Origin of the sequence: Plantactinospora sp. KBS50 (genome assembly GCF_002285795.1) — a bacterium.
GTDB lineage: Bacteria > Actinomycetota > Actinomycetes > Mycobacteriales > Micromonosporaceae > KBS50.
The window spans coordinates 3,355,388-3,368,257 of record NZ_CP022961.1; the positions used below are offsets into that span (position 1 = coordinate 3,355,388).

Genomic DNA, 12,870 nt, shown 5'->3' on the forward strand with positions numbered 1-12,870 from the left:
CCTGTTTACATCGGTGAATGTCAACGCCCCAGGTCCCCGCCGCGGATCCATCCCGGCCACTCGGGCCGCCCGCCCCCGCTCGCCGCACCCCGGCGGCCGGAACCCCCACCCAGCCATGGGACTCCGTGCGACAGCGGCCGAACCCGGAGTCCGTCCCGGGTCCGGCCGGCCGGCGGGCCGAGCGGCGCGCCGGAAACGGCAGGACCGATCCGTACGACCGCCGGCCGCCCACCCACCGGACGTACGAAAAACATTATTTGTCTATGTTATCGATAACAACACTGTGGTCAACGCCGGGCGACGGTCGCCGCCGGCCCGGCGGAGACGACCAGGTGGGCCATGTCCACCACCGGCCGGTACCCGAGGGCCGCGTAGATCCGGTTCGAGGTCGGGTTCGCCTGGTCGGTGAAGAGGCACACCCGGGCTCCCCCGGCCCGGATCCGCTGCGACACCTCGGCCACGGCGTTGCTGGCCCAGCCCCGACCCCGCTGCCCGGGCGGGGTGTACACCGGACCGACCCGGGCCACCCCGAAGGCCGGCGGGCTGGCGGCCGTGAGGTGCACCGCCTCTCCCCGCCCGTCCCGCCAGAGCCAGACCCACCCGGCCCGGATCCGGCGCCGCAGGTCCTCCCGATCGACCGCGTCGTGCGCATCCGCCCGCGCCCGGCCCGCCTGCTCGTCGGCATCGCCGCGGAAGGCGACCCACCACCGCACGACCAGGTCCAGGTCATCCTCCGTGGCCACCGCCAGGCGGCCCGGTACCCGCGCCGGCGCCACCAGGTCGCCGAGTTCGTGCAACCGGGTGTGCACGCCGACGCGTACCCGGCCGCCGCCGAGACGGGCCAGTTCGGCGGCGCACCGGTCGACAGCGGGCAGCGCACCGTTGATCCCGCCTACCTCCTCCGCCCGGGAGTGCAGCGCCCGGGCCAGGGCGACCGCCGCGTCGTCGGGCATCGACAGCAGGTACGGCGGGTACGGCGGGAAGGTCGCGGTCCGCATCGCGGCGCCGGTCACCGCGCCGGCGGCGTCCCGGACCACCAGCCACCAGGTACGGTCGGGCCGGGTTCGCTCCGGCGCCGGCTGCGCCGCGGCGCGGTGCGCCATCGTCGTCACCACGGTGCTGACCACCGCGTCGGCGGCCAGATGGTCACCGGCCGCCGCGAGGAACGCGCCGGGATCCGCGTGGAACTCCAGGGACGGACTCTCGGCCATGCCGGCAAGCTACTCGGCGGGCCGCCGTACCGGCACGGGGTTTTCCCGCGCTGCGGCCGTCACCCGGTCCGGGCCAGCCGCCAGAGGTTGTCCACCCGGGTACCCGGCACGCCCTCCGGCGACGGGCAGGGACGCTGCACCGCTTCCCGCGCCTGCACCCGCCACCCCGCAGGCAGGGCCAGGCTCTCCAGGACCTCGTCCAGGGTCGGGAAGACCGCGTCGAACGGGTGGTCGTGCTCCCCCTGCCAGGACGGCCACCCGCCGTGCATCACCAGCAGCAACGTTCCGCCCGGCGCCACCGCCGCGGCGGCCCGGCGCAGCACCGCGTCCTGGGCCAGGGCCACCGGCGACTGCAGGAACTGGGCACTGACCAGGTCGTAGTGCCCGGCCGGGAAGGTGACCCCCAGTTCGTGCCGTTGCCAGGACGTCCGTTCGGCGACGCCCGCCTGCGCGGCGTGCGCGGCGGCGCGCTCCAGCGCGGTCTGCGCGATGTCCACCCCGGTGACCTGCCAGCCCTGCCGCGCCAGCCAGACGGCGTCGGCGCCCTCGCCGCACCCCAGGTCGAGGGCGGTGCCGGGGGTCAGCCCGGTGACCTCACGGACCAGCAGCGGGTTGGGCTTCCCGCTCCAGACCCGGTCGCTGTCGCGGTACCGCTGCTCCCAGAACAGCGCCGCTTCGGTGGGGGACGTACTGGACATGGATCTCCTCGTCACGGTGCGGTCCGTGCGGGCGGTGGGTCCGGCCCGCTCGGGGCAGGAATACCCGCTCCCCGGCACGAACGACAAGCGGGCTTGCCATTTCCGCAAGAACCCTCGACAGGGGCACCGATTTGGCGCGATTGCGCCCTTCTCATGCCGGTTATGCGAGGAAAGGGCGGATAATACGATCCGTGACGAGCGCTCGGGGCGCCCCGGTGGGGCTGGCGGCACCCGGCCTCAAGGTCACCCGCCTCGAACTCTTCTACGACCTGGTGTTCGTCTTCGCCGCCATCCACATCAACGCGGTGGCGGCCAAGAACCTGCACTTCGTGAGCCTCGTCGCGACCTTCCTGCTCATGGCGGCGCTCTGGCTGGTCTGGTCCCGCTTCGCGCTGCTGGGCAACAACCTGCGGGCCGACCAGGGCATCATGCCGATCATCGGATTCATGATCATGGCACTGGTCTTCGTGTCGGTCGCTACGCTGCCGAACTTCGGTCACCAACCGCCGCGGCCCCGACCCGGCGTACCCCAGGTGATTCCCGGGGAGTTCGTCTTTCCCACCTGCTACCTGCTGATCTGGATCCTGGAGGCGGTGGCGCTGCGCGGCGGGGCGCGGCTGCACCCCGACCTGGGCCGCTCCTGGTGGAAGGCGACCCCGCTGCTGGCGGCGAGCACGGTGCTGCTCTTTCTCGCCGCGATCGTGCCACGAGCGGTGGGCCGGGATGCGGCGGCGGCAACCATCATCGCGTTCTGGATCGGCGCCGTCGGCATCGGCTACCTGACCCTGCTGCGGACCGAGCCGCTGACCGTCGTCTCCGCCGGGCACTGGGCGGAACGGTACGGCCAGATCATCCTCATCGCACTCGGCGAATCGATCATCTCGCTCGGGCTCGGCGCCAACCTGTCGACCGTCACCCCGCTCACCGTTCCGGTGATCGGCGGCGCGCTGCTCGGCATCGCGCTGATCTGCGCCCTGTGGTGGACCTACTTCGACATCCGGGCGTACGCCGCCGAGCAGGTGATGCACCGGACCCACGGCGCCGATCGGAGCCGGCTGGCCCGCGACGCCTACACGCTGCTGCACCTGCCGATGGTCTTCGGCATCATCCTGCTGTCGGTGGGCCTGAAGCAGACGATGGCCCACCTGATCGTGCAGACCTCCGAGCAGGGCCAGACCATGCTCGAACCGGCCCGCCTGCCCGTGCTCTACGGCGGAGTCCTGATCTACCTGCTGGCCCTGCTCGGTTTCCACCTGCGCACCATCGGGTCGGTCGCCCTCGGGTGTGCCCTGCCCATCCCGCTGATCGGCGCGCTGCTGCCGTTCGCGCACCGACTGCCCGCGTTCGCGGGGCTGGCGCTGCTCACCACGATCACCATCCTGGGGATAGCGGTCGACGCCGTCCGGGCGCGCGGCTGGCGGCGGGGCATGCGCCGCCGGCGCCTCGCCGAACAGCGGGCGCTGGAGGCCGAGGAGAGCAGGTGGCGACGGGAGCACCGGTGAGCCCCCGCGGGAGCCGCCACCGGTCCCCTGGGAGGGCCCCGCGCCGCCGCCGGTCCCGCGCGGGTCCCGGCCCCACCGCCGGCGCGTCGAAGTCGGCGCGCCGGCCCACGGCCTCAGCTCAGGCCAGCAGGATCTCCCGCATGGTCGCGCCCGGGTTCAGGACGCCGACCACCCGCGCGGCGGCGGGATCGTGCACGTCGACGGTGTTGTTGCGGCGCATCAGCTCCCGGACCGGCGGCGGCAGCCGGGGCGGATCGTCCATGGCGCCCAGCACCCGTCCGGCGGCCGAGATCAGGCGGGTGGCCAGCGACGCGGCGTCGGTGTCCACCCGGACCCGGCCGTACTCCCAGCCGGCGACGGTGAGGTCCAGCACCTCGAAGACGTGGCCCACCACCGGGACCGGGTCGGCCACCCGTTCGAGCCGGGCCGCCCGCGCGCCGACCACCGTGACGGCGGCGGCCAGCTGCGCGTACGGATGGAAGCCGCACGGCAGCGCGAACAGCGGCCAGCGCAGCGCCGGACCGGCCTCCTTCCACAGCGGGCGGTAGTTGCGGCGGTGCACGACGAGCCGGCGCCCGGTGCGCCGGTGCACGTCGTGCGCCTGGGCCCGGAGATCCGCGTACGCCTCGTCGGCGACCTCGCCGACCACCCGCGTCGCCACGCAGAGGCCGTCGTCGCCGTCGAGTGCCTGCGCGACCGCCTCGACCTGGTCGGGGAAGCGGGACCGCACGTCGGCGCCGAACCGCTGCCGGACCTCCCCCAGCAGCGCATCCTGCCGACCCGGATCGAGGGTGACCCGCCGGCTACCCAGCAACCTCCGCAACCATCGCATCTTGCCTCGATTCAGCAGCACTCCGGACGACGCGGCAATGCTAGATCGTCGGCCCCTGCTCGTAGGGTGGTGGGATGGCTGAGCGATCTCTGACCCTGATGGCCGTGCACGCGCACCCCGACGACGAGGCCACGAGCACCGGCGGCATCCTCGCCCGGTACGCGGCCGAGGGCGTTACCACGGTGCTCGTGACCTGCACCGACGGCAGGTGCGGCGACGGGCCGGGTGGCGTCAAGCCCGGCGATCCGGACCACGACCCGAGCGCCGTGGTGGCGATGCGCCAGGCGGAGCTGGCGGCCAGTTGCGCCGCGCTGAAGGTGACCCACCTGGAGACCCTCGACTACGCCGACTCCGGGATGATGGGCTGGGACACCAACGACCTGCCGGGGGCGTTCTGGACCACGCCGGTCGCCGAGGCCGCCGACCGGCTCGCCGAGCTGATCCGGCGCTACCGGCCCGACGTGGTGGTCACCTACGACGAGAACGGGTTCTACGGCCACCCGGACCACATCCAGGCGCACCGCGTCACGATGACCGCCGTGCAGCAGACAGAGATCCCGGCGAAGGTGTACTGGACCACCGTGCCCCGCAGTGCTTTCCAGGAATTCGGCCGGATCATGCAGGAACTCGGTGTCGAGTTTCCCGAGCCGGAGGCGCCGGCCGAGCAGACGCCGCCACTCGGCCTGCCCGACGACGAGATCACCACCTGGGTGGACACGAGCGGATACGGGGGGCAGAAGTTCCAGTCGCTGGCCGCGCACGCCAGCCAGGCCGAGAACATCTTCTTCCTGCAACTGGGCCAGGAGCGGTTCACCGAGCTGATGGGCGTGGAGACCTTCGTCCGGGTGCGGGACACCACGGCCGCGCCGACGCCCGAGGACGACCTGTTCGCCGGCCTGCGCTGAGGCCGCAGCTCGCCGGCGCCGGCAGGGCGCCGAGCCGGCGGCGGCTCGCGTGGAACGGACGGATCATGAGCCGTCGGTGGCGACCTACCCGAGCCGGCGCCGCCAACGATCGATGGTCCGCTTGTACGGCTCGGGCATCGGCAGCGCGGCAACTTCGTCGTACCCGAACACGCCGAGTTCCTTGTGTTCGGCGGAGTACACCAGGTCCTCCGCGTCCCGGTAACGGGCGCCGTAGCTGACGACGAAGACGTGCCGGACCGGCGTGATCTCGTAGACCCAGCTGTCGATGATGTCGACGGATGCAACGGTCAGGCCAAGCTCCTCCGCGACCTCGCGACACACGCCTTCCTCGGGTGTCTCCCCGGGTTCGAGCTTGCCACCGGGCAGTTCCCACTCATCGCGCTCGTTTCTGAGCAACGGAACCCGGCCGTGGTAGTCCACGACCAGCTTCACCGAGATCGGCAGCTGGTACTCCAGGTAACCGGGGCCACGCTCCACCAGATAGGGCGCACGTTCGCTCACGCGGATCGACCTTTCAAGTGCATCGGTTCATCCAGGGGACAGCAGGATCGCGGCGATGTCGTCGGACCGTTTGAACCGGTCGCCTGGCACCTCGGGCAGCGCCTCGACGTCGCGCAGGACCTTCTCCAGGTACGGCAGCCCTCGTGCACGCGCCTCGACGACCACCTCCGGCCAGCCCTGGCAAGGCTAATTGACGTTCCGTCCGCCGCCGTGGAACGCGCGCCCGACGTCCGGATCTGTCGGTCATCCGCACGAAGCTTCGGTGTGTCCGGGACAGACAGCCAGCGGTTCCGAACGGCACAATCGGCTCGTGCGTGCGTACGTCGGGGTGACCGACGGTGAGTGGTATCGGTTCCTCGCGGACCGACCCGAGGTCAGCGAGGTCAACTTCTGGCGCCCCGCCAGCTCGCGTCGCTTTCGCGCCCTCGCACCGGGCGAGCCGTTCTTCTTCAAGACGCACCATCCGCACAACCGGGTCGTGGGTGGCGGGTTCTTCAGCGGGTTCGTACCGCTGCGCATCTCGGAGGCATGGTCCACATACCACGAGGGCAATGGGGTGGGCAGCCACGCCGACCTGCGGCATGCCGTCGGCCGGTACCGGCGGGCGGCGCTGTCGCCCGATGAGGACCCGACGATCGGCTGCGTTTTCATCCGGGACACCGTGTTCTTCCCGGTCGACCAGCCTGCCGGGCCACCACCGGAATTCGCTCCAAACGTGGTGCAGGGCAAGGGCTACGACCTTTCGGATCCGGCACACACCGGCTACTTCGGCCGCCTGCTGCAACGGCTACTTGGTCACGCCGTGGACATCGATCTCAGCGTCCCCTGGCATCGGCCCGGCCCGGTGTACGGGGACCCGCGACTGGCGCCGTACCGGCTCGGTCAGCAGGCGTTCAAGGCTGTGGTGCTCGGCGCGTACGGCCGCCGGTGTGCGATCACCGGCGGCCGGATACGGCCGGTGCTGCAGGCCGCGCACATCCGTCCGCTGCCGGTGGGTGGCGAGCATCGTCTGGACAACGGCCTGCTGTTGCGCTCTGACGTACACACGCTGTTCGACCGGGGATACCTCGGAGTCGACCCGCAGTACCGCTTGCTGGTCAGCCCACGCCTGCGGTCGGAGTTCGGCAACGGCACGGAGTTCTACGCCCGTGCCGGTCAGCCGATAGCGGTGCCGGACCCGAAGCGCGACAGACCAAACCGCGAGTTTCTCGAGTGGCACCTCGACGAGGTCTATCTGCGGGGTCCGAGTTCGTGAGGCGGCGTAATCGGGTAAATCTGCGGTCCTGTGTAAAAAGTCCGACCGGGCCGTATCACCGATATCCATCGACCCTCTTCTGTTTATAGCCGGCGACATCGCCGCCGGCGGACAGAGAGGTGCTGCAGATGAGAAGGTCCACCCGGAAGCGCCGAACAATGCTCGGCTTGGTCGGTGCGACGGTGCTGGGGGTCGTGGTGGCGGTCGGCGGGTACACCGCGGCCGCGCAGAGCGCCACGCCGTCGGCGGCGAGTTTGCAGGCGTGGCACGAGAAGATCGCGAAGGTCCCACACCCGTCGGCCGGCGGATGCTTCACCGCCGACTACCCGAAGCTGGCCTGGCACGCGAGCGCCTGTGCCACGGCCCCGTCGATCCCGATGACGCCCAAGCACGACATCCGGCCGCTGGTCGTGGGCAACGGGAACGACATCTCGGCCAAGGCGCCGACGGGCAACATCTCCGAGGCGTTCGGCTCGTTCGAGAACCTGGTGAACGTGATCAGCGAGAGTTCGCCCATCGGCGGCACCGGGCCGGCGGTGAACAACGCCTACTCGCTCCAGTTGAACACCAACTTCTTCGCGAGTACGACCTGCGCCGCCTCCCCCAACCCGGGGTGCCAGGGCTGGGAGCAGTTCATCTTCGCCAACAACGGGTCCTCCGGCGTGGCGTTCATCCAGTACTGGCTGTTGCAGTACAACACGACCTGCCCGGCCGGCTGGATGTCCTTCTCGTTCGCCGGGGACCCGGACATCTACTGCTACCGGAACAGCCCGACCGGGGTGGCGGTGCCCAACCAGCCGATCTCCAACCTCGGTTCGCTCCGGCTCTCCGGCAAGGCGGTCCCGGGTGCGGACAGCGTCACCCTGCTCGTGGGATCGACCGCGTACACCACGGCGGGCTCGAACGCGGTGAACGCGGCCGCGGGCTGGACGACGGCCGAGTTCAACATCTTCGGTGACGGCGGCGGGAGCGAGGCGACCTTCAACGCGGGCGCGTCGCTCAACGTCCGGACCCGGATCACCTACGGCGGCACGGCCGCACCGCTGTGCGTGGCCCAGGGCTTCACCGGTGAGACCAACAACCTCAACTTCGGTAACCCCCGCCCACGCCGACGGCACCCGGGCCGGCCCTCATCTTCGTGGAGAACACGACCGGCGGCGCGGGCACGACCTGCGGCGCGGCATCGGCGATCGGGGACACCCACGAGCACACGATCGCCGGCACGCTGTACGACTTCCAGTCCTCGGGTGACTTCCAGGAGGCACTGGTCGGCACCGCCTTCGAGGTGCAGACCCGCAAGGACTCCGGGGCGCCCACCTGGCCGAACGCCTCGGTCAACAAGTCGGTGGCCACCCGGATGGGCAGCACCAAGGTGGTGCTGTGCGACGGGAAGAGCCTGCTGGTGGACGGCCGGTACACCGACCTGCAGTCGAACGGGGCGATGCATCTGCCCTCCGGCGTGGACATCCGGCGCAGCGGCAACGTGTACACCGTCACCGACGACACCGGCAACAGCCTCCGCGTGACGGTCAACAGCACCTACCTCGACGTGAGGGTCGGTGTCGGGACCTGGCCGAGCAAGGTCCTCGGGCTGCTGGGGAACCCGGACGGCGACCCCACCCGGCTGGAGGCCAAGGACGGCTCGCAGTTCAAGCTGCCCATCTCCTTCAACGACCTCTACCAGAAGTTCGGCCCGAGTTGGCGGGTGTCGCCGATGAAGACGCTGCTCGCGCCCTGCGCCGCGGTGTCCTCGGGTGACCCGGCGGCGCCCTTCTTCGCCGACAACCTGAAGGAGGACGTCCGCGAGCGGGCGGCGGCGATCTGCCTGGAGGCCAGGGTCTCGAAGGCCTGGCTGGACGCCTGCACCCTGGACGTCGCGGTGGTGGGCGAGCGCGCCACGGCGGTGTACGCCGGCCTGCCGGACCCGGTGGTGAACGGTAACCAGCAGTAGGTAGCGGCACGACGACGAGTCCTTCGGGACGCCCCGGGGATGGCGGCACGAGCCGGCCGTCCCCGGGGTTGCGCCGTAGCCCCCACCGACGGGTCAGCGCATCACCGCTCGGGGATGTCGTACACCGTCCCGACCGGGCGGACCGGCCTGACCAGGCCGGCGAGGAACTCCCGGGTCTCCGGGTCGGTCGAGTGGATGACCGTGCCCCGCATGCCTCGGGTCAGCAGCACCTTGTAGGTGTTGCGGATCAACCGGTCCGCGTCGTCGTCGCCGACCCGCCCGCGGCCGCGCAGTTCCGGGTCCTTCGACTCCTCCCGCCGGGTGACCAGACGCCCGTCCCGGGCCACCAGGTCGGGGCCGAGGATGACGCCGGACCAGTCGTACTCGAAGCCCTGCGCCGTGTAGACGCAGCCCACCTGGCCGAATCCGGCGGGGTCGGTGGCCCAGTACGCGCTGCCCGGCGCGTCGCCCACCCGGCGGTCGCTCTTGACGTTCCACGGCCGGGCCCACTCCCCGACCACGACGTCCGGCACGAGGGTGCCGTCCGGGCGCGGGTCGCTCCACGGCCAGCAGTAGCCGGCGGACATCCGGGCCGTGACCCCCGGCCGTTGCCGGTCGGCCAGAAACCTTTCGAGTTGTTCGGGCGAGTAGGCCAGCCGCAGGTCGAACCGGCCGTCCCCGGCCCAGACCGTCGGCGGGCCGCCGTCGAGGCCGAGCAGCCCGAGCACCCACCGCTCGTACGCCGCGCTGCCGCCGCACCGGAACTGGTCGTGCAGCGAGACGACGTCCACGTCCAGGCCCAGCTTCCGGGCGTACGCGGAGATGACCTCGACGTTGCCCAACTCCCCCGGGCGGACCACCTGATGCTCGTCGAGCAGGAAGACCGGTACCCGGGCGGCCGAGATCAGCTCGTCGAGCTGCGGCCGGGCCCGGTCCCGCCGCGCCCTGGGCGTGTACCGGTTCACCGAGGTCTCCCGCACCCGGTGCGCCTCGTCGCAGAGCAGCACCTCGATGTCGTTGACGTCGGCGGCCATGAAGCTGTTGAAGTACTTGAACAGCCCCTGCAGCCGGGTCGATCCGCGGCCGGCGTACCGGCGCAGGGTCTGGGTGAACGACCGCGAGCCGGTCGCGTGCAGCACCGCTCGGTTGCGCCGGGCCAGCTCGCCGAGCACGGACAGCGCGATGACGCTCTTGCCGCTTCCGGGTCCGCCGGCCACCACCACGGCTCGCTTGTGGTGCGCCGTGCGGGCCCGCTCCACGGCGTGCATCACCAGTTCGTAGGCCAGGTGCTGCTCGTCGAGCAGGGTGAAGTGGGAGCGCTCCTTCAACTCCGCCGCGGCGACGGCCAGCAGGTTCCGGCTGGGCCGTACCGCGCTGGTCAGGAACCGGTCGGCGGCGCCGGCGCCGGACAGCGGCGCGAACCGGGACCGGAGGTGGTCGAGCCACTGTCCGCGGTGCTGCCCGGTGAACAGCCGGCTCCACCGGGTCACCGGCCGCGCCAGCAGGGCGGCCACGTCCCGGTCGTGGGCGTTGTGCAGGTACGCGGCGCCCAGCAGCGGACCGGGCCGGGCGCTCGGATCGGTGCGTTCGAGGATGCCGAGGAAGTCGACGAGGTACGCGCAGTAGTCGGCGACCTGGATGCCCGGATGCAGCCGTGGTCCGGCAACGCCCTCGACCGCGACCAGGGTGTCGGACTCCTCGTACGCGGTCGCGGCCGACCACTGTTTCAGCTCGACCACGAGATAGGAGTCTTCGCCGCTACGGGGGTCGACGCCGGCCAGGACCGCGTCCACCCGGCGGCTGGTCAGCGGAAGCTGGTATTCGACCAGGACCTCGACGGCGCCGAGACCGGCGTCGGACAGGTCCCGGGCCAGTACGGGAAGGCTGCGCTGCCAGGAACGTCGCTCGGCGGGACTCACGCCCTGCCGCGTCGACCACACGTGTTCGGCGACCCGGTCGGCGAGCACGCCCGCGGTGCTGAGGTCCAGCAGTTCGGCCGCGGACCTGCGGAACGCCGACATCGACAGTTGCCCCCGGGCAGCACGAAGTGATCGTGCGGATGGGGGCATTTCCGGAGACCGGAAGCCCGTCGGACCGCTTGGTTGTCAGCACTGTATCGAGTGGATCACCGAGCGCTCTACTCGACCCGCGGCGCCTTCGCGGCCGAGCCCCGGCTCCGGTCGACGGGATAGCGCCGGGCCGAGTCGGCGAGCTTGTCGGTGGCCGCGGCCACCAGGTCGATTCCGAGCACGTCGGCCAGCCGGGTCAGGTAGATCATCACATCGCCGATCTCGGCGCGTACCCGCGCTGCGGACCCGGGGTCGGCCATGACCGCCGCCGACTCCTGCGGGGTGAGCCACTGCAACTCGGCGAGCAGTTCCCCCACCTCCCCGGCGAGCGCCATGGCAAGGTTTTTCGGGGTGTGGAACTGCTGCCAGTCCCGCTCGTCGGCGAACCGGCGGACCCGCTCGGTCAGGGCCGTCAGGGCGTGGTCGGTGGTCACCGGGCCAACCCTAGAGGTCGGGCTCCGCCGCCGCGGGCCGGTGCACCTGGCCGCGGTAGCCGCTCGGGGTGAAGCCGAGCACGGACCGGAACTCGTTCGCCAGGTGGGCCTGGTCGGCATAGCCGAGATCGGCGGCGACGGCGGCCAGGTTGGTGCCGGGGTCGCCGCGCAGGCGTTCGGCGGCCTCCTGGAGTCGGCGCCGGCGGATCATCGCCGACGGCGGCAGGCCGACGTAGCGGCGGGCCAGCCGTTGCAGGGTGCGGGCCGAGACGTGCAGGCGGGCGGCCGCGTCCTGCACGGTGAGCACGGCCGGGTCGCCGCCGACCAGGTCGGCCAGCGCGTTGGCCAGCAGCGCCTCCCCGCTCGGCGCGGGAACGGATGCCGACAGCCAGTCGGCGAACGCCTCGACGGCCCGGGTGCGCCGGGCGGCCGGGTCGTCCGGCGCGGTCATGGCCGCGGCCACCTCCGGGTGCAGCCCGGGTGCCGGCACCGGCCGGTACGCGTCGCGCAGGTCGGCGGGGTTCGCGGTGAAGTACGGCACCGCGGCCGGGCGCAGCAGGGCGCCCACGGCCCAGCCGGTGCCGGTGAGGTCGCGGTACGAGGCCCGGGTGGTGGGGCCGGAGAAGCCGACCCGGTCCGGTTCGACCACCAGGTTGGCGGCGGGAAACGCGATCAGATGCTGCCGGGAGGACCGGCCCGGGGCGATCTGCCACTGCGGGATCCAGAACCACCGCACCAGCGCCGCCACCCGGTCCGGCGCCGGAACCCGGTGCAGCTCCGGCAACCGGGCCGGGTACAGGACGCCCCGCTGTGCCAGGCTCACCGCTCCACGCTACGTGATGTCGCGCATCTGCAAGCCGGCCACCCGGCCGGGTCGTAGCGTCGGGCCTCATGACCGCTTCCACCAGGGCCGCCACCGGCCAACACACCACCGACGGCACCCCGCACGGGGCCACCAGCCTGACCCCGTTCCTGGCCATTCCCGATGCACGGACAGCGATCGACTTCTACCGGGACGTGTTCGGCGCCCGGGTGGTCGACGTGACGGAGATGGGCGGCGTGGTGGCGCACGCCGTCCTGGACTTCGGCAACGGCCTGCTCCAGTTGGGCGAGCCGATGCCCGCCTACGGCCTCGTCGCCGCGCCCGAGGGCGACAGCGACTGCTACTCCCTCGGCCTGTACTGCCCGGACGCCGACGCCGTGGTGGCCCGCGCGGAGGCGGCCGGCGCGGTGGTCCGGGAGCCGCCGTCCACCTTCGTGTCCGGTGACCGGTTCGCCAGCATCCGGGATCCGTTCGGGGTCCGCTGGTCGATCATGACCCGGATCGAGGACCTGTCCGAGGCCGAAAGCGCCCGCCGGGTCGCCGAATGGGCCGCCCAGCAGCAGTCCTGACCGTCGCTGCCGGCCTCGTTCCGGCGGCGGGACCCGGTCGGGCCGCACGGCCCGACCGGGCCTTTACTAGGGTCTGTCTCGTGAAATCCCGGCGCGGCC

At 71.8% G+C, this 12,870-nt stretch carries 17 protein-coding genes; 5 read left to right on the top strand and 12 right to left on the bottom strand.

Annotation, left to right across the window (positions count from 1 at the left end):
• Positions 1 to 287 precede the first annotated feature (287 nt).
• Together CIK06_RS15000 and CIK06_RS15005 are read right to left on the bottom strand one after the other, a co-directional pair.
• On the bottom strand, positions 288 to 1,211 hold the full coding sequence (locus tag CIK06_RS15000) for a GNAT family N-acetyltransferase (protein WP_095565347.1): 924 nt from the start codon (positions 1,209 to 1,211) through the stop codon (positions 288 to 290).
• Between the two features lie 59 nt (positions 1,212 to 1,270).
• Positions 1,271 to 1,909, bottom strand: coding sequence for a bifunctional 2-polyprenyl-6-hydroxyphenol methylase/3-demethylubiquinol 3-O-methyltransferase UbiG (locus tag CIK06_RS15005; protein ID WP_095565348.1), 639 nt, complete (start codon positions 1,907 to 1,909; stop codon positions 1,271 to 1,273).
• Positions 1,910 to 2,100: 191 nt separating this feature from the next.
• Between CIK06_RS15005 and CIK06_RS15010 the strand changes: the two genes are divergently transcribed.
• Complete coding sequence (locus CIK06_RS15010; RefSeq protein ID WP_157756759.1) at positions 2,101 to 3,411, top strand: low temperature requirement protein A; 1,311 nt, start codon at positions 2,101 to 2,103, stop codon at positions 3,409 to 3,411.
• A 118-nt stretch (positions 3,412 to 3,529) separates the two neighbouring features.
• On the opposite strand, the gene CIK06_RS15015 is transcribed toward CIK06_RS15010, so the two are convergent.
• A complete protein-coding gene (locus tag CIK06_RS15015; protein ID WP_095567849.1) occupies positions 3,530 to 4,243 on the bottom strand; it encodes a hypothetical protein in 714 nt (237 codons plus the stop codon).
• 74 nt (positions 4,244 to 4,317) lie between these two features.
• On the opposite strand from CIK06_RS15015, the gene CIK06_RS15020 reads away from it, so the two are divergent.
• Positions 4,318 to 5,148 (top strand): PIG-L family deacetylase, encoded by an 831-nt coding sequence (locus CIK06_RS15020; RefSeq protein ID WP_095565350.1) that lies wholly within the window; start codon positions 4,318 to 4,320, stop codon positions 5,146 to 5,148.
• Positions 5,149 to 5,232: 84 nt separating this feature from the next.
• Here the strand turns inward: CIK06_RS15020 and CIK06_RS15025 are convergent, their stop codons facing one another.
• On the bottom strand, positions 5,233 to 5,670 hold the full coding sequence (locus CIK06_RS15025; protein WP_369915973.1) for an NUDIX domain-containing protein: 438 nt from the start codon (positions 5,668 to 5,670) through the stop codon (positions 5,233 to 5,235).
• A 27-nt stretch (positions 5,671 to 5,697) separates the two neighbouring features.
• On the bottom strand, positions 5,698 to 5,835 hold the full coding sequence (locus CIK06_RS29395) for a hypothetical protein (protein WP_157756760.1): 138 nt from the start codon (positions 5,833 to 5,835) through the stop codon (positions 5,698 to 5,700).
• 25 nt (positions 5,836 to 5,860) lie between these two features.
• Between CIK06_RS29395 and CIK06_RS15030 the strand changes: the two genes are divergently transcribed.
• Entirely contained in the window at positions 5,861 to 6,925 is a 1,065-nt protein-coding gene (locus CIK06_RS15030) for an HNH endonuclease (RefSeq protein ID WP_232533638.1), read from the top strand.
• 55 nt (positions 6,926 to 6,980) lie between these two features.
• Here the strand turns inward: CIK06_RS15030 and CIK06_RS15035 are convergent, their stop codons facing one another.
• From CIK06_RS15035 to CIK06_RS15050, 4 genes are read right to left on the bottom strand one after another with little or no spacing between them, the layout of a single operon-like run.
• Positions 6,981 to 7,241: a hypothetical protein gene (locus tag CIK06_RS15035; RefSeq protein ID WP_095565352.1), complete on the bottom strand. Its 261-nt coding sequence runs from the start codon at positions 7,239 to 7,241 to the stop codon at positions 6,981 to 6,983.
• 6 nt (positions 7,242 to 7,247) lie between these two features.
• Positions 7,248 to 7,469 (bottom strand): hypothetical protein, encoded by a 222-nt coding sequence (locus CIK06_RS15040; RefSeq protein WP_095565353.1) that lies wholly within the window; start codon positions 7,467 to 7,469, stop codon positions 7,248 to 7,250.
• Positions 7,470 to 7,472: 3 nt separating this feature from the next.
• Positions 7,473 to 7,676 (bottom strand): hypothetical protein, encoded by a 204-nt coding sequence (locus CIK06_RS15045; protein WP_095565354.1) that lies wholly within the window; start codon positions 7,674 to 7,676, stop codon positions 7,473 to 7,475.
• A gap of 6 nt (positions 7,677 to 7,682) precedes the next feature.
• Positions 7,683 to 7,928 carry a hypothetical protein gene (locus CIK06_RS15050; protein WP_157756761.1) on the bottom strand — a complete coding sequence of 82 codons (246 nt, stop codon included), beginning with the start codon at positions 7,926 to 7,928 and terminating at the stop codon, positions 7,683 to 7,685.
• A 135-nt stretch (positions 7,929 to 8,063) separates the two neighbouring features.
• Here CIK06_RS15050 and CIK06_RS30010 point away from each other — a divergent pair, with 135 nt between their 5' ends.
• A complete protein-coding gene (locus CIK06_RS30010; RefSeq protein WP_095565356.1) occupies positions 8,064 to 8,876 on the top strand; it encodes a VWD domain-containing protein in 813 nt (270 codons plus the stop codon).
• Positions 8,877 to 8,977: 101 nt separating this feature from the next.
• On the opposite strand, the gene CIK06_RS15060 is transcribed toward CIK06_RS30010, so the two are convergent.
• The 3 genes from CIK06_RS15060 to CIK06_RS15070 form a co-directional block, all read right to left on the bottom strand.
• Positions 8,978 to 10,897, bottom strand: a complete 1,920-nt coding sequence (locus tag CIK06_RS15060) for a DUF2075 domain-containing protein (RefSeq protein WP_095565357.1) — start codon at positions 10,895 to 10,897, stop codon at positions 8,978 to 8,980.
• A 116-nt stretch (positions 10,898 to 11,013) separates the two neighbouring features.
• Entirely contained in the window at positions 11,014 to 11,379 is a 366-nt protein-coding gene (locus tag CIK06_RS15065) for a nucleotide pyrophosphohydrolase (protein ID WP_232533639.1), read from the bottom strand.
• Positions 11,380 to 11,389: 10 nt separating this feature from the next.
• Positions 11,390 to 12,127, bottom strand: coding sequence for a helix-turn-helix transcriptional regulator (locus CIK06_RS15070; RefSeq protein WP_095567851.1), 738 nt, complete (start codon positions 12,125 to 12,127; stop codon positions 11,390 to 11,392).
• A 143-nt stretch (positions 12,128 to 12,270) separates the two neighbouring features.
• On the opposite strand from CIK06_RS15070, the gene CIK06_RS15075 reads away from it, so the two are divergent.
• Complete coding sequence (locus CIK06_RS15075; RefSeq protein ID WP_095565359.1) at positions 12,271 to 12,771, top strand: glyoxalase/bleomycin resistance/extradiol dioxygenase family protein; 501 nt, start codon at positions 12,271 to 12,273, stop codon at positions 12,769 to 12,771.
• The last annotated feature ends 99 nt before the right edge of the window (positions 12,772 to 12,870 follow it).